Source organism: Geotalea toluenoxydans JCM 15764, from assembly GCF_001311985.1.
GTDB classification, from domain to species: domain Bacteria; phylum Desulfobacterota; class Desulfuromonadia; order Geobacterales; family Geobacteraceae; genus Geotalea; species Geotalea toluenoxydans.
Genome location: NZ_BBCJ01000015.1, coordinates 22331 through 37049, shown reverse-complemented (window position 1 = coordinate 37049; position 14719 = coordinate 22331). Strand labels below are relative to the sequence as shown.

12 protein-coding genes and 7 pseudogenes are annotated in these 14719 nt (G+C 57.0%); 4 read left to right on the top strand and 15 right to left on the bottom strand.

The features are described from left to right. Positions 1-56 precede the first annotated feature (56 nt). Positions 57-707 (bottom strand): hypothetical protein, encoded by a 651-nt coding sequence (locus JCM15764_RS11225; RefSeq protein WP_054695667.1) that lies wholly within the window; start codon positions 705-707, stop codon positions 57-59. A gap of 76 nt (positions 708-783) precedes the next feature. On the opposite strand from JCM15764_RS11225, the gene yqeC reads away from it, so the two are divergent. Then, complete coding sequence (yqeC, locus tag JCM15764_RS11220; RefSeq protein WP_054695664.1) at positions 784-1569, top strand: selenium cofactor biosynthesis protein YqeC; 786 nt, start codon at positions 784-786, stop codon at positions 1567-1569. A gap of 70 nt (positions 1570-1639) precedes the next feature. Further along, positions 1640-2293: a molybdenum cofactor cytidylyltransferase gene (gene mocA, locus JCM15764_RS11215; RefSeq protein ID WP_243688797.1), complete on the top strand. Its 654-nt coding sequence runs from the start codon at positions 1640-1642 to the stop codon at positions 2291-2293. 228 nt (positions 2294-2521) lie between these two features. Here mocA and JCM15764_RS11210 read toward each other — a convergent pair whose 3' ends face one another. The 12 genes and pseudogenes from JCM15764_RS11210 to JCM15764_RS11170 form a co-directional block, all read right to left on the bottom strand. Next, a complete protein-coding gene (locus tag JCM15764_RS11210; RefSeq protein ID WP_054695659.1) occupies positions 2522-3358 on the bottom strand; it encodes an amidohydrolase family protein in 837 nt (278 codons plus the stop codon). A gap of 295 nt (positions 3359-3653) precedes the next feature. Further along, positions 3654-3749 carry a hypothetical protein gene (locus JCM15764_RS29675; protein WP_279384394.1) on the bottom strand — a complete coding sequence of 32 codons (96 nt, stop codon included), beginning with the start codon at positions 3747-3749 and terminating at the stop codon, positions 3654-3656. After that, positions 3737-4851, bottom strand: a pseudogene (locus tag JCM15764_RS11205) (thiolase family protein). The gene JCM15764_RS29675 and the pseudogene JCM15764_RS11205 overlap by 13 nt, the downstream one beginning before the upstream one ends. Before the next feature lie 130 nt (positions 4852-4981). After that, positions 4982-5724 (bottom strand): annotated as a pseudogene (fabG, locus tag JCM15764_RS11200) (3-oxoacyl-[acyl-carrier-protein] reductase). A gap of 123 nt (positions 5725-5847) precedes the next feature. Next, the gene (locus JCM15764_RS29670) at positions 5848-6261 is read right to left on the bottom strand and encodes an enoyl-CoA hydratase-related protein (protein ID WP_243688796.1); all 414 of its coding nucleotides are present in this window, start codon (positions 6259-6261) and stop codon (positions 5848-5850) included. Then, positions 6212-6541, bottom strand: coding sequence for a Clp protease/crotonase-like domain-containing protein (locus JCM15764_RS29665; protein ID WP_243688795.1), 330 nt, complete (start codon positions 6539-6541; stop codon positions 6212-6214). The genes JCM15764_RS29670 and JCM15764_RS29665 overlap by 50 nt, the downstream gene beginning before the upstream one ends. Before the next feature lie 65 nt (positions 6542-6606). Next, positions 6607-7308: pseudogene (gene had / locus JCM15764_RS23105) on the bottom strand (6-hydroxycyclohex-1-ene-1-carbonyl-CoA dehydrogenase); the annotation flags it as partial. Between the two features lie 21 nt (positions 7309-7329). After that, positions 7330-7677, bottom strand: coding sequence for an alcohol dehydrogenase catalytic domain-containing protein (locus tag JCM15764_RS29660; RefSeq protein ID WP_439645289.1), 348 nt, complete (start codon positions 7675-7677; stop codon positions 7330-7332). 86 nt (positions 7678-7763) lie between these two features. Continuing rightward, a pseudogene (locus JCM15764_RS11185) lies at positions 7764-8674 on the bottom strand (electron transfer flavoprotein subunit alpha/FixB family protein). Between the two features lie 9 nt (positions 8675-8683). Further along, positions 8684-9459 (bottom strand): annotated as a pseudogene (locus JCM15764_RS11180) (electron transfer flavoprotein subunit beta/FixA family protein). Positions 9460-9736: 277 nt separating this feature from the next. After that, positions 9737-10465 carry a DUF4197 domain-containing protein gene (locus tag JCM15764_RS11175; protein ID WP_054695823.1) on the bottom strand — a complete coding sequence of 243 codons (729 nt, stop codon included), beginning with the start codon at positions 10463-10465 and terminating at the stop codon, positions 9737-9739. Between the two features lie 161 nt (positions 10466-10626). Continuing rightward, a complete protein-coding gene (locus JCM15764_RS11170; RefSeq protein ID WP_054695654.1) occupies positions 10627-10995 on the bottom strand; it encodes a DUF3135 domain-containing protein in 369 nt (122 codons plus the stop codon). 423 nt (positions 10996-11418) lie between these two features. Here JCM15764_RS11170 and JCM15764_RS28270 point away from each other — a divergent pair. Both JCM15764_RS28270 and JCM15764_RS11165 read left to right on the top strand, forming a co-directional pair. Further along, positions 11419-11612, top strand: a pseudogene (locus tag JCM15764_RS28270) (DUF4172 domain-containing protein); the annotation flags it as partial. Between the two features lie 72 nt (positions 11613-11684). Beyond that, positions 11685-12530, top strand: coding sequence for a Fic family protein (locus tag JCM15764_RS11165; RefSeq protein ID WP_369412298.1), 846 nt, complete (start codon positions 11685-11687; stop codon positions 12528-12530). 350 nt (positions 12531-12880) lie between these two features. Here JCM15764_RS11165 and JCM15764_RS26620 read toward each other — a convergent pair. Then, positions 12881-13491 (bottom strand): annotated as a pseudogene (locus JCM15764_RS26620) (aldehyde ferredoxin oxidoreductase C-terminal domain-containing protein). Continuing rightward, on the bottom strand, positions 13475-14701 hold the full coding sequence (locus tag JCM15764_RS11160) for an aldehyde ferredoxin oxidoreductase N-terminal domain-containing protein (protein WP_279384393.1): 1227 nt from the start codon (positions 14699-14701) through the stop codon (positions 13475-13477). Before JCM15764_RS11160 ends, JCM15764_RS26620 begins: the two are co-directional and overlap by 17 nt. Between the last annotated feature and the right edge of the window lie 18 nt (positions 14702-14719).

Genomic DNA, 14719 nt, shown 5'->3' with positions numbered 1-14719 from the left:
TCATCATGAAGGGGGCCGGGGAAATGGCCAGCGGCATTGCCTGCCGTCTTCACCGCTCAGGATTCCGCCGCCTGCTCATGCTGGAAACTTCTTTTCCCCTGGCGGTACGCCGGGAGGTCTCTTTCTGCGAAGCTGTCCACGACGGGCAGAAGGCGGTGGAAGGGATTGAAGCGGTACAGATTGAAGACGGCGCAGGGCTTGCTCAGACCTGGGAACAGGGAATGATCGCCGTCATGGTCGATCCGAAAGGAGACACGGTGCGTCGCCTGCAGCCCGACATCCTCATCGACGCACCATTGCCAAGCGCAATCTGGCACAGCCATTACCGATGCTCCGCTGGTGATCGCCCTCGGTCCCGGCTTTACCGCCGGCACCGATTGCCATGTGGTGGTGGAAACCAACCGGGGGCATAACCTTGGACGATTGATTGCAGCGGGCCAGGCGGAGGCCAATACCGGCATACCTGGCAATATCGGCGGTTTTACCAGCGAGCGGGTGCTCCGTGCCAAGCTGATGGCCCCTTCACCACCGATAGGAAGATCGGCGACCAGGTAGCCAAAGGTGACGTCATCGGCCAGGTCGGCACCGAGGCAGTTACTACCTCCATCGACGGCATCCTGCGCGGCCTGATCCGCCCCGGCTCCCAGGTTACCACCGGCCTCAAGATCGGCGATATCGATCCTCGGGGCGATGCGGCCTATTGCCATACGGTTTCCGAGAAAGCCAGGGCGCTGGGGGGATCGGTCCTGGAGGCGATCCTCGCCGTTTACAACAGGTAAGCCTATGAAATCCTTTGCCGAAATAGTGGGGATCGGACCGAACGGCGTAGTGAGCATCGTCGGCGCCGGAGGCAAAACGAGCCTGATGTTTCACCTGGCCAGGCAGCTGGCCTACTCCGGCAAACGGGTTCTGACTACGACCACCACCAAGATTCTCATTCCTTCCACCGAGCAGTCGGAAACGCTCCTCATCGACCAGGACCCGCAGGTCATCCTCCGCCAGGCCAAAGCCCATCAGGCTGCGGGAATGCACGTTTCGGCGGCAGCCGCCTATCTCCCCCAGACCGATAAGCTGAAGGGATTCCCACCCGAGGCGATCCACACTTTTGAAGATTCAGGACTGTTCGACTGGGTGGTTGTGGAAGCGGACGGCGCCGCCCGTAAGGCGCTCAAGGCGCCGGCGGTCCATGAACCGGTAATCCCGGAAAACACCTCCATCGTCGTGGCTTTGGCCGGGTTGGAGGTCCTCGGCAGGCCCCTGGGAGAAGAAATGGTCTTTCGCTCGGAACTGGCAGGGAAGCTGATGCAGCTTTCGCCAGGTGAAACAATCACCGTTCCCGCCCTGGCCCGACTTCTCGCCCATCCTTCCGGTGCCTTCAAGGGGGCTCCGCCCCAGGCACGGCGCTTCATCTTCCTCAACAAGGCTGATACCCCCGAACTGGAGGAGAAAGGAGCTGCCGTCGCTCTCCATCTCAATGGAGCTTCACCCTCCGTCGCCGAGGCGGTCATGGTCGGTCAGCTTCAGGAAGGCATCAATGTGCACCGTGTCTACGTTGGAGGAAGCCAATGACAAGATATGCCAGGCTGATCAACAAGTCCCAGGTGCAAGGCGCCCTAGACCAGAGGAGTGAGGCGCACCTATGAGTACGCCGCAACGACGAATGGTAAGGGCAACGCGGCAGATTGGGCTTTTTCATCAGCCTGAGCCCAAGGTGGCCGGCATCGTTCTCGCCGCCGGCAGCAGCCGCCGCATGGGTCAACCGAAACAGCTTCTCCCCTTCCGGGGCCGGACCGTCATCGAACGGGTGGTGGAAAATGCCCTGACTTCAAGCCTGCAGAGGGTGATCGTCGTGCTCGGCCATGAAGCCGAGCGCATCAAACCGCTTCTGGAAGAAAGTAATGTCACCACCGTTATCAATAGTGCCTACGAGACGGGACAGAGTTCGTCACTGAAAGCAGGACTGAATGCGATTCCGGCGAGTTTCGACGCCGCCCTCTTTCTCCTTGGCGATCAACCCCTCGTCACCGCCGAGACCATCGACCTGATCCTCGCCTCCTTTGCCGAATCCCGCCCCCCCATAGTCATTCCCACCTTTGACGGCCAGCGGGGCAACCCGGTTCTTTTCAGCCGGGAAACCTTTCCCCTTATGGACACATTGATCGGCGACTGCGGCGCCAGGACACTCTTTCAGGAATATGCCGGAAGAATCCGCAGCATCGAAGTCCAAACGCCGGCCATTCTCATGGATCTGGATACGGAAGAGGACTATCGCCGCCTGCTGGCAAGGCTTTAATGGGTTACCGGTGTTAATGCAAAAATTTGCCAGGTTGCCGTGGTTTCGGGAGAGAGTGACCGAGCCGCAGCGGCGAGCGGACACCCGCCTGACGGAGAACGAAGCCGATGGTCATGCAAAAGCCTGTTTAGAGAGTTAGAGCAAAAGAAGGCGCAAGGTCCGCAGCTGGGGCGACAGAACGAACGGACGAAGCCACGGCAACCTCACCCAACTGCCCACCAATTCACCTTATAATCCCAGAATTCTCGCCGCATTACCCCCCAGAATATTGGCCGCCCCTTCGCAGGAGATGGGGAGTTCTCCAATAGCCTTCATATTGCCGCTCAGGGAGGGTACCGCCGGCCAGTCGCTGCCGAAGATGATCTTGTCCGTGTTGCGGGCGAATTCGGGAAAGTAGGTGGTCAGTTTAGCCGGAGGGAGACCCGATATTTCCATGTAGAGATTAGCGTGGAGCTTGGAGAGGAAAAAAGCCCGGTCGTACCAGAAGCCGCGCCCGGCATGGGCCATGACCAGGTTCAACGACGGGAAATCCCCGGCCACGTCGTCCAGGTGGAGAGGATCGCCGTACTTCATGCGCGAGCCCGCGAACACCGATGAGCCGGTATGGATGAGCACCGGAATGCCCAGATCCTCGGCCGCCCGGTAGAGGGGATACATTCTGGTGTCGTTGAGATAGTAATGCTGATAGGTGGGATAGAGCTTGATGCCTCGAAAGCCCTCTGTTTCCACTTTGCGGTGCAGCTCCGCCCCTAGATCGGTATAGAGGTGGGGATTGAGGTCGCAGAAGGGAATCAGGCGTTTTCTTCCGGCGCAGAACTCCCGCACCTGCTTGTTGGTGCAGACGCCGGTAGTGACGTAGCTCAACTCGGCAAGGATGCAGGCATAATCGATCCCTTCCGCCGAGAGCAGTTCCTCGAACGCCCCCGGGTCGCTGTAGCGACGGATGAATGCCTCGTAACCTTCGGGATGCTGGCGGCTCATCCATTCCGTCACCCACGGCTTGTGGTAGGTGTACAGGGAAAGATGAACATGGAAATCGATGCGTTTTCGTGTCTTCTCTGACATAGCACCCCCTAAAAACAAGGTTCTTCAGACATTTCCGGGGAAGACAGTCGTGGCATCGGGAGAGAGCGACGAGCTACAGGAGCGGACACCCGCCGCATGTGAACGGAGGCAACCCACCAATTCACGCATCGTGTATCATTATGCGGGCGGCATTGCAAGGTCCGCAGCTGTGGCGACAGAGCGAACGGACGATGTCGCGACTGTCTTTTATTTCACAGAATTCCCGGCTGTAGCATAAACAAGGGGCGTGATATTCCACGCCCCTATGGTTCAAAAGTCAGTTCAACATAGGATCTTACACCCGCTCGAACACCGTAGCGATTCCCTGACCGACACCGATGCAGAGGGAAACGATGCCGTAACGGGCATTGCGGCGCTTCATCTCATGCACCAGGGTGGCCGTGATGCGTGCGCCGGTGGAGCCAAGGGGGTGGCCGATGGCGATAGAGCACCGTTGACGTTGACCTTGGCCGGATCGATCCCAAGCTCCTTGATGCAGGGAATGGACTGGGCGGCAAAGGCCTCATTCAGCTCGAATAAATCGATGTCTTCGATCTTCAGATTGGCCCTTTTCAGGACTTTCTGGATCGCCGGGATGGGGCCGAGACCCATATAGGAGGGGTCGCAACCGGCAACGGCACTGGCAACGACTCGCGCCAGAGGCTTGTAACCCAGCTTCTTGGCGGTTTCGGCTTCCATAAGCAGGAGTGCTGCAGCCCCGTCATTGATACCGCTGGAATTGCCGGCAGTTACGGTGCCATCCTTTTTGAAGGCAGCGGGAAGCTTGGCCAGCTGCTCAATGGTCACGTCGTTTCCGCGGGGAAACTCGTCACGGCTGACGATTATCGGGTCCCCCTTTTTCTGGGGAATGACAACTGGTACTATCTCATCATTGAATTTACCGGCTGCATCGGCAGCTGCCCATTTTTTCTGGGTATCCAGGGCAAATTCATCCTGCTCCTGGCGGGTCAGACCGTAGCGCACCGCCACGTTCTCTGCGGTTTCCCCCATCCCTTCCTTGGCATAGGGCTCGGTCATCTTGGGATTGGTGAAACGCCAGCCGATTACCGTGTCGAAAACTTTTACGTCTCTGGAAAAAGGTGACTCGGATTTGGCCATGACAAAGGGGGCGCGGGTCATGGACTCGGTGCCGCCGGCGATGAAAACATCCCCCTCCCCCACCTTGATGGCCTGGGCAGCGCTGTTGATGGCGTTGAGCCGGAAGCGCAGAGGCGGTTGATGGTTTGCCCGGCAGCCGAATAAGGGAGGCCGGCCAAAAGCGCAGCCATCCGCCCCACGTTGCGGTTGTCTTCACCGGCCTGGTTGGTGCAGCCCAGCACCACATCCTCTATCAGGTTGGGATCGATCTTGGTCCGCTTGACCAGCTCGGCAATACAATGTGCGGCCAAATCATCCGAGCGGACATTTTTCAGGGCGCCGCCCCATTTACCCACCGGCGTTCTTACTGCATCGACTATTACTGCTTCACGCATTGGTGCCTCCATAAATTGTGCAAGATTGATTTTCCGAGCATCTTCCACCCCCCTGCTCGCCGTGCTCGCTTCCCCCCTACAGGGTAGGGGGGACAAAGGGGGGTCCTACCCCGGCATGTTGCTGAATGGATCAAATATACTGTCCGCCGTCAACCTTGATGCACTCACCGGTAATGTGCCGCGACTTCTCCGAGCAGAGGAAGGTGACCAGCCAGGCCACTTCTTCCGGCTTGCCCATGCGGCCGAGGACGATGTCGGCCAGGGATTTCTGCTTCACATCTTCCGGCAGGGCTGCCATCATTTCTGTCTCGATGAGGCCCGGGGCGATGGCGTTGCAGTTGACGTTGGATTTTGCCAGTTCGCGGGCAAGGGCCTTGGTCAAGCCGATGATGCCGGCTTTGGCAGCAGAGTAGTTGGTCTGACCGAATTTGCCGCGCATACCGTTGATGGAGGTGACGTTGACGATCTTGCCGCTCCCCTGGTCTTTCATCACGGGGGCAACGGCGCGACAGTAGTTGAAATACCCCTTCAGGTTGATGGCAAGGCATTCGTCCCACTGCTCTTCGGTCATTTTCCAAATAACGGCGTCACGGTTGACCCCGGCGTTGTTGACCAGGATATCGACGCTGCCCAACTCGGCGACGACCTTGTCCACCATGGCCTGGGCATCCTTGAAGCTGGCCACGTCGGCCTGGACGGCGATAGCTTCTGTCCCATTTTCTGGATTTCGGCACAGATGGCGTTGGCCTCTTCGCTGTGCTTGCGGTAGTTGATGGCCACGTTGGCGCCGTTCTTTGCCAGATCCAGCGCGATGGCACTGCCGATTCCCAGACTGGCGCCGGTTACGATTGCATTTTTCCCCTTCAGATCCATTTGCTCCTCCGTTTATGATTGTTGATTTTATGTATTGTTTTCTTCCTGCTTAACGATCCTGCCAGACTGCCGGCCGTTTTTCCACGAACGCCTTCAATCCTTCCACTGCATCATGGGTGGACATCAGTTCCACCAGGTACATCTTTTCCACGGCGGCCAGCTTGGCCCTGATCCGCTGCATGGCATCTCCCCTGGCGGCCCGCACGGCAAAGCGCAGGTGCTGGCACTGACTGAAGCCAGGTTCTTGTCAAAATAATCCAGCGCCGCCTTGTCGGGATCTTCGGCAATGGCAGTCACCAAGCCGATGCGCAGTGCCTCTTCGGCGGTGATGCTGCGTCCGGAAAACAGCAGGTCTTCTGCCTGGGCCTGGCCGATCCGTTCCGGCAACAGACAGGAAGCGGCGGGGGCAAATACTGCCAGTTTGATCTCCGGCTGGCCCATCATGGCGCCGGGGGCGGCGAAGAGCAGATGGCCGGCGGCGGCAACTTCAAGTCCACCCCCCAGACACTGGCCATTTATGGCAACCAGCACCGGCACCGGGCTCTCCACCAGCTGCAGTATCAGGGCGTGCAGGCTTTTCAGCATCTGGGCGCAACAATCGCATATGCTCATCGACACTGGCGCCGAAGCTGAAATGGGGTCCTTCCGCCGACAGGAGCACCGCCCGGAGCTTCGGCTTCGGCAGATGTTCGGTAAGGGCTGACTGCAGTGCTGCTATCATGGCGGCATCGACAATATTGGCCTTGGGTCTGGCCAGAGTCAACCGGAGCAGCATGCCATCCCGCTCCAGGGATACTTTCAGTGGGCTTTCACTCATCTTCATCTCCTCCCTTTATCTTTCCGATCTTTTTGCGTTTTGCAGCACAGTCACCTGAATTTTGTTCACTTTTTGGGAACGAGGATTGCCCGCCTGGTCAGCTTATGGGCATGGGCCTCGGCAAACACCTCGTTAATCTGGTCAAGGGGATGCTTTTCGATAAAGGGAGCGAGGGCTATTCGTTTATCCAGGACCAGGTCCAGGGCAGCCGGATAAAGCTCGGTCAGACATCCCCAGTTGCCCAGTGCCCTGGCATGGAAGGCCATCAGGTTGGAAAGACGCAGCTCGATCTTGTTCATGGTAAAACCGACCACCGACAGGGTCGCGCCGAAGGTCAAAAGGCCGAAGGCGGTGTCCTGTCCGGGGGTGGTCCCGGAACATTCAAAGATTTTCCAGCAGGTTGCGGGCAGCCCCTTTTCCTTGACGAAGGCCTGAATTGCTTTTTTCAGATCTTTGCCCTGCACCTCGCGGGAATTGATGGTCAGCGCCGCACCGTATTTTGCCATATTGTCCAGCTTGGCCTGATCCACGTCGATGGCGATAACCGTTGCCCCGAAGGCGTTGGCCACCTGCACTGCATAGCTCCCGACCCCGCCGATACCGATAACGATGGCAAGATCCCCCTTGGCAACTTCGGCCTGTACTACCGCCTGGTACGGGGTGGTAACGGCATCGGCGACGACGGAGATATCCGCCAGCTCGAAGCCCGCTGCGGTCAGCTTCTTTTCATCCACCGGGCACAATCCGCGAGCCGGCACCTTGATGTGGGAGCAAAGCCACCCTGGATGTCATTGCCCGGCATGAGCTGCTGCCGGCAGATGGTGCCATGTCCGGAAAGGCATAGATCGCATGTCCCGCAAGATGACTGCCGGTATCAGGACAGCCTTGCCTTGCCACTCTTCCGCCCCTGCACCGGCAGCGACAACGCGGCCGCTAATCTCGTGGCCCAGAGCCAGCGGCGCAGGATGGTTGAAGCGAACACCGTCGTAATAATAACCCAGGTCGGTGTGGCAGACGCCGCAACCTGCCACCTCCACCACCACTTCCCCGGCTGCAGGGGGAAAGGGATTGAATTCCGATCTCACCAGGGGCTCCCCCACGGCGGTCATGGACCAGCGATAGCCTACTTCGGACATGTTGCTCCTTTGATTTCCATTTCTTATATTTTTAGAGTAAACGAGTACCGCAATACTAATTTAAGGGTGCAATCGACCCCAGCCTGCTATCCCTGGAGTTTTGCCGTCAGGGCCGGAGCGAACTGCAGCACGTCGGCCACAACCAGCACATCTGCCACCTCGCCGATGGGTGCATCTTTGTCTTTGTTGATGGCGACGATGAAATCGGATTTCTTCATCCCTGCCAGGTGCTGTATGGCGCCGCTGATGCCGCAGGCCACATAGAGTTTCGGACTGACCGTCTGCCCAGTCGTACCCACCTGGTGGCTGTGCTCAACCCATCCCGCATCGACCACCGGCCGGCTCGCGCCGAGCTCTCCGCCGAAGGCCTTGGCCAGTGCGGCAATAACCGGAATATTGTCTTTCTTGCCGACACCGCGGCCGGCGCTGACGATGATCTCAGCCTTGGTAAGATCCACATCTTTCGCCTCGGCAGGCTCATAGCCGAGGAATTCCACATCAGGGCTCCGGCCACGTCAAGAGCCACCACTGCCGGCGTTCCTTGCTCCCCCTGAAAGGAGAAAGCACCTGCCTGCAAGGTCACGACAGCTTTGCCTGCTGCAGGTTTGACTGTGCGGCGCATCTTGGCATTGCAGCAGCCCACTTCCAGGCTGCCGTCATTGAGCCCGATCACTTCTGAGATCTGGGCTGCCTTGAGCTTGGCCGCCACGCGGGGAGCCAGGTCCCAGCCGTAGGAAGAATGGGCAAAGACAATGTAGTCGGGGTCTTCCTTTTTCACTGCTTCCAGTATCAGGTCCCGGTGCAGACCCGGATTGTATTCGCCGTATTTGGCCACATCCGCCAGATGAAGTGTGCCGTTGCAACGTGGAACATTGGCGGCATCGCCGACCAATGCCATGGAAACATCGGCCCCCAGCTTGCCGGCAAAGGCAACCAGTTCGTAAATATTGTCCTGAAGCTTCCCTTCCCTGTATTCACCAACGAGCAATGCTTTCATGGTTATCTCCTATCTCAAAACCGAAGTTTTGTCTTTGAGTATGCTGATCAGTCTGTCACTAAGATCCGCCACATCCCCTTCGAGAACGATGCCACCACCTTTTTTGGCCGGTGGGTAGAAGCTGGCGGTAACCGACAACGGCTGCTCGGTGAGCACATCTGCTACTCCTATGGCCTCTATCTCTTTCTTCTTTGCCTTCATTATGTTGGGCAGGGTCGGGTAACGTGGAATATTGAGACCCAGCTGGCAAGTCACCAGCGCCGGCACTTTCAGGCGGACAACCCCCTTGACTCCCCCCTCCAGCTCACGCTTCGCCTTGACTGCCCCGTCGGCATATTCGAAACCGACCAGGGTGGTTGCGCAGGCATGACCCAGGAGTTCGGCAACGGTGACCCCCACTTGGGCGGAGCACGATCCTGTGACTGGAAGCCGGTAAAGATGAGGTCGAAATTCTTGCCCTTGGCATAGGCGGCGATGATCGAGGCAACCTGCCACGGATCTTTCTTGTGTACATCAGGATCCTGGATATGGACGCCCCGGTCGCACCCCATTGCCAACGCCTTCTTGATCGCCTCCTGGACCCGGTCCGGACCGATGGAAAGTACGGTCAATTCGGAACTGTCACCCAGCTGCTCCCTCAACTGCACAGCCTGCTCAACGGCATATTCGTCATACTCGTTGATGCGGAAGGCAAGGTCCGCATCGGAAAACCAGTCGCCGCTGCTGTTGACCTTGAAACGTGATTCCATATCCGGAACCTGTTTGATACATACCAAAATTTTCATGTAATCCTCCCCTTGGTACTCTTTTCTAGAATCTCTGTTTCTCTATTTTTCTCCAGCAATCAGTGGATATTTCTTAATTATGTATATTGGTACCATAATACCTATTATGATGCAAGTAAAAAATCAAACGTTGTTACAAAGAATTTTTGTTTTGATCTGCTTTTTGCTTTTCGCCCCCTTCCCGGAAGAAGGGGGGTATAGAAGGGTAACTTAAGGGGGAGCTTGCCGGAAATGGTACTTGCTTGGGTAGGAGCTACTGGATGGGCTGCGCGGGACTTTATCCGGCGAAGACCTTTCGCAACAGTTCGGTTGTGCGGGCAGCAGGATTGGAACGAATCTTCTTCTCTTCCTCGCCGAGCATGGTAAAGAGCCCATCCACCGCCTTTGCCGTAACATATTGGTCCAGGTCGAAACTGGTGGGTGAAGTAAAGGGCAGCGACCGATAGGTGGCCATCATGGATTTATAGGTGCGAGTCGCCCCCACATCGGTGAGACTCTTGGCCACGGACGGCTTGAAGGCATCGCTGATCCTGGTAGCGGTCTTGGCTCTGAAATATTCGGTTGCCGCAGTGTCCCCCCCTTTGAGAATCTGGCGGGCGTCGGCAAAGGTCATCTCCCGGATGGCAACGACGAAATATTCCACCGCCACCGGCGCCGCCTTTTCCGCCGCCCGGTTCATGCTGAGAACAAACTCATCCACCTGGCGCTGAAAGCCGACTTTGCCAAGCAGTTCCGCCACGTTGCGCATCTTTTCCGGCATCAGCACCTTGATGACCTGGTTGCCGAAATAACCGTTCTGCCTGGATACGACCCCTACCGCCCGCTCGGTACCGACCGACAAGGCCTCCTTCAGTCCTTTGATGATCGTACCGTCATCGAGAATGCCCTGATTCAGGGTCAGGCCGCTCAGGCCAAAATCACGGGCAACATTCCCCAGCATCAGATCCTGACAGGCGGCGAGCAGCATTAGCGACGCGGCCAGGGCAAAGATGGTTATCACCTTCATGGAACCCTCCAAGGGCAGCTTTTTGATCTGCAAAAGTATGAACCTTCCGGGGGAGAGATGCAAGTGGCTGAGTACTTAAACGGGGCAACTAAGGAGCAATAAAGCCTATAGCGGAGAATTTACGAAATGGTCAGGGCAGGCGCCGTTGTCGGTTGACCCCGTTATTTTTTTAATAGGCGCATATGGGACTTTTTGCGGGAAACAGGCCATCTGAGATTGATGGCGCCAAGCACTTCGGCCCACCCCGCAATGAGTTTATAAAGTTGCCCTTTGTCACTGTATACCTGGTCGTAGAAAATGTTCTCCATAATATGCATTCTTTCAAGTGGCGTCTTCCCTTTTTGCAGCTTTGCGTCAATAGTCCATTGCATCTGCCGGAGTTTGAGCGTTTGCTCCGGAGTCCCGCCGATACAGGCCTGTCTGATAGCGCCGGCAGCCATCTCATCAAAAAGATCAGGATTTTTTCGGTATAGTTCCACCAATTCAGTTGGCGTATAAGAGCTAAATCCCAGCTTGGATTCGGAATCCATGACGCTCTCCCTCCTCCCCTTTTGGACTGTATGCACAAATACATCGTGGGTCGTAAGGCTTCCTGTCTAAGCCATAATAGCACCCAGGCAAGTGACTCAGGAAGGTGCATTCTTAGGCTGCTCGTAATATGGCAGCGTTTCCAACAGAACGTTGCTTTTAATATTATCCCTGATTTTTTTCTTTTGCCAATAACACGAGCAGGGCAAGGAGGGTAAGCGTCAGGGAATGGTTGACACTCTTTCTGCCATAGCCCGTGCACTGGATGCACCTCTGGATTTTGTGACGGGGATAGTGAGGGCAAATCTTGGCTGGGATGTTTAGGTCGTCCAGCACGTCTCTCTTTCTTCAATACATTGCCCTGTGTCTCATGATGTGATACAAGACATAATCATCTCATTTTGTGAAGCGGTTATTGAGGCGAAATGAATTACTACATCTGGCAGCATAAAAAATGGCCACGGCTGACCTGGGACTCGGAAAGGCTCATTGTCCCTCTGGCGAATGCCGTCTGCGGCAGGGCAGGCTTTTCAGCAAAGTGGCAGGGCTCGGCTTCAATCTCGATCCCCAGGCCCAGGCGGAAATTCTGGTGGAGGAAACACTTAAGACCTCTGCCATCGAAGGAGAACTCCTCGATGCCCGTTCCGTCCGCTCTTCTGTGGCGCGACGACTCGGTCTCCCGTCGGCAGGCATGCCGGTAGACCGCCGCATCGACGATCTTGTTGCAGTGCTTCTCGACGCCACGCTGAATTTCGACCAGCCGTTGACTCGGGACCGGCTATGGGGGTGGCAGGCCGCCCTTTTCCCGTCGGGCTATTCCGGCATGCACCGGATCAAGGTGGGCGGCTGGCGAGAAGGCGCCGAACCGATGCGGGTAATTTCAGGGCCGGTTGGGAGGGAGACAATACATTTCCAGGCGCCGCCTTCAGACCGACTTGAGTTGGAAATGAAGCATTTACTCTCATGGTGGGATGAGAGCAACGGCAGGGTTGAAGGAATCATTCGTGCCGCTGTCGTCCACTTCTGGTTTGTTACCATTCACCCATTCGACGACGGTAACGGCCGCATTGCCCGTGCCCTGACCGACATGGCACTGGCCCAGGACGACAAGCAGCGGGTGCGTTACTATAGTCTTTCCGCCCAGATCATGGCCGAGCGGGAAGGGTATTACGACATCCTGGAACGATCGCAAAAGGGAGGATGCGACATTACCGGCTGGCTGGAATGGTTTCTGGCCTGCTTCGCCAGGGCTCTGGAGCGCTCGGACGAGATCCTCAACGGGGTCTTTTCCAAGTCGGCATTTTGGAGGCTCCATGCCCAGGATTCCCTGACGGAACGCCAGAAAAAGGTCATCAATCGGATGTTGGATGAAGGCCCCGGTGGGTTTGAGGGGGGCATGACGACCCAGAAATATGCATCCATGGCCCACTGCAGCCGGGCTACTGCGTTCCGAGAATTGGATCAATTGAGTCAGTTGGGGATACTCCAGCGAGTGGGGCAGGGGCGAGGCGTGCGGTATGAGCTAAAGCTTGGGTAGAAGTCACGAGTTTAATTGACGGGGAATTAAGTATTTGTCCCCGGAATTCTCCTAGACTATCCGGAAGAGGCACGGCAGCGAGCAGGGCAGAGGCGCTGGCGGCCTGGGAAGAATATCAACTGACAGGCATCAGCGTCCCGGCAGATAAGATCGACAAGATGTTCTCCGATGCAGCGAAGCATGCTAAGGCTGCTCGGAAGAGGCACCGCAAGTGAACAGGGGAAAACCGGGGAGTGTCCCTAGTTTTCCGAACCAAATAAAAACGCCGCTAAGCTCTTTACTACAAAGCTTCACGGCGTTTTTTCATAACATGCAAAGGCTAGGGCTCAGGCCTTCAAATATGAAGAATTTCAATCCAGTCCCAGTTCCTGCAGCTTTGCTTTCCCCGGCTTGGTCGTTTCAGGATCCCATCCCCGATCCTCATAGTACCGTGTCAGCATCTCTTCGAACTTGTTCCGGTCAAGCACCGCCCCCTTCTTCGCCCCGATGGTGAAGGCATCCTCGAAAAAGCGATCGGGTAGGCGATCATCTTCACGGCGAAAGCCTCGCGGTAATTGAACATCTTTTCCAGGTTGAAAATTCGTTCGCCAGTTTTCTCAAAGGCCTCTTTATCGTATTCACGGCCGGTGATGGCGCTGAGCAGGGCAAGCATCGGCTCCTCCAGTGCCGGCTCGAAGGTGGGGAACAGGCACAGGCCGATCGAATCGATCATGGCCCGCCTGTGCTGCATGGCAATGTTGTCTCCGCTCATATGGCAAGCACCCCGCGCGGCGGTGGCGTAGGAAAGCCCTCTCGGCTGATTGGCCTGGATATTGTGCGCGGCCAGCTCCAGCCCCTTGACCTGAATGGCAAACTTTTCACTCCCTTTGCCGATGTGCCAGGAAAGTGCCCGCACACCTTCGGCGGCCAAGCTCCCACCCCGTCCTTGGCGGCGATCTTCTCGATCATTGCAGGGTGGCATCGACACTCCCCCATTTGAGATCGATCCCGTCCAGGAAACCCCGGTCGATCAACCCTTTCTCATAGGCTTCCATGAGAAAACCGATGACGTTTCCGGTGGAGATCTGGTCCAGGCCCAGGTCGTCGATGGTGTAGATCGCTTTCAAGAGCCCCGGCATATCCGATATGAGCAAGTTCGAGCCGAGCATGACGCCGGTTTCGTACTCCGGACCGTCATGGACAATGCCGCCGTACTTACCCTTCGTCATCCCGCTTTTCTTGCAGGCCAGCGGGCAGCAGTAACAGGCGATGTCCTTTACCCAGATATCGCGCCGTGCCGCGTCGCCACCGATCTTATGGGCCTCCAGGAAGGTACCTTCCCGGTAGTTCCGCACTGCCTCGGTCCCGGCATTGCTGTTGGCGACGATGGCCCGTGCAGTTCCCTGTTCAGCCCAGGACTTGGCATAAGCAGAGCCGTAGAGGGCTGACCGGGCTTTTTCCAGGGCGGCAAGAAACCGCGTATGGTCGGCAACGCCGGGCTGCCCGGACCCTTTCACCGCGATGGCCTTCAGATTCTTGGAACCCATGACGCAGCCCATGCCACCCCGCCCTGCCGCCCGCCCCGCGGTATGGAGGATGCTGGAATAGGGAACGAGATTTTCCCCGGCCGGACCGATGTAGACGGTCTTGAACCGCCGGTCTCCCAACTCGGTCAGGATCGCCTTGTCGAAGGCATCCGTTCTCATCCCCTTGAATTTCTTGCCTTCCCGGATTTCCACCTTGTCGTCGTCGATGACCAGGTAGGACAGTTCCTTTGCCTTGCCGGTAACAACGATGCCGTCATAGCCGGCAAACCTGATTTCCGGACCGAAAAATCCCCCCATGTTGGAGTAGGAAACGGTCGAGGCGTGGGGGTAAGCTGATTTCACAGGGGATGTTATGGGGGATTTTGTTACCACGCAGGTTCTGGACGAAGAAGGGACCGGCAGCCCCGAAAACGGCCCCGGCATGAACATGAGAGGGTTCTCCGGAGAAAGGGGGTCGACCCCTGGCTTCTTCAACCGGTCCCAGAGGATCTTCATGCCCAGCCCCTGCCCGCCGACGAATTTGTCCAGGTCCTCCGAGGGGACGGCAAGCTTTTCGATCTTTCCCGTAGAAAGGTCCACATTCAGTATTATGCTGTGATATCTAGCTTTCTGCTCATTTTGCTCCTCCGAACCCAGCCGTCCCATACCAGTTCTTCGCCAGTT

Bases quoted from the DNA above. Each gene is read 5' to 3' on its own strand.
- yqeC (WP_054695664.1), top strand. From the start codon at position 784: ATGAAATCCTTTGCCGAAATAGTGGGGATCGGACCGAACGGCGTAGTG.
- JCM15764_RS11170 (WP_054695654.1), bottom strand. From the start codon at position 10,995: ATGGATTCCGAATCCAAGCTGGGATTTAGCTCTTATACGCCAACTGAA.
- mocA (WP_243688797.1), top strand. From the start codon at position 1,640: ATGAGTACGCCGCAACGACGAATGGTAAGGGCAACGCGGCAGATTGGG.
- JCM15764_RS11175 (WP_054695823.1), bottom strand. From the start codon at position 10,465: ATGAAGGTGATAACCATCTTTGCCCTGGCCGCGTCGCTAATGCTGCTC.
- JCM15764_RS29665 (WP_243688795.1), bottom strand. From the start codon at position 6,541: ATGAGTGAAAGCCCACTGAAAGTATCCCTGGAGCGGGATGGCATGCTG.
- JCM15764_RS11210 (WP_054695659.1), bottom strand. From the start codon at position 3,358: ATGTCAGAGAAGACACGAAAACGCATCGATTTCCATGTTCATCTTTCC.
- JCM15764_RS11160 (WP_279384393.1), bottom strand. From the start codon at position 14,701: ATGGGACGGCTGGGTTCGGAGGAGCAAAATGAGCAGAAAGCTAGATAT.
- JCM15764_RS11225 (WP_054695667.1), bottom strand. From the start codon at position 707: ATGGCAATAGGCCGCATCGCCCCGAGGATCGATATCGCCGATCTTGAG.
- JCM15764_RS11165 (WP_369412298.1), top strand. From the start codon at position 11,685: ATGCCGGTAGACCGCCGCATCGACGATCTTGTTGCAGTGCTTCTCGAC.
- JCM15764_RS29660 (WP_439645289.1), bottom strand. From the start codon at position 7,677: ATGTCCGAAGTAGGCTATCGCTGGTCCATGACCGCCGTGGGGGAGCCC.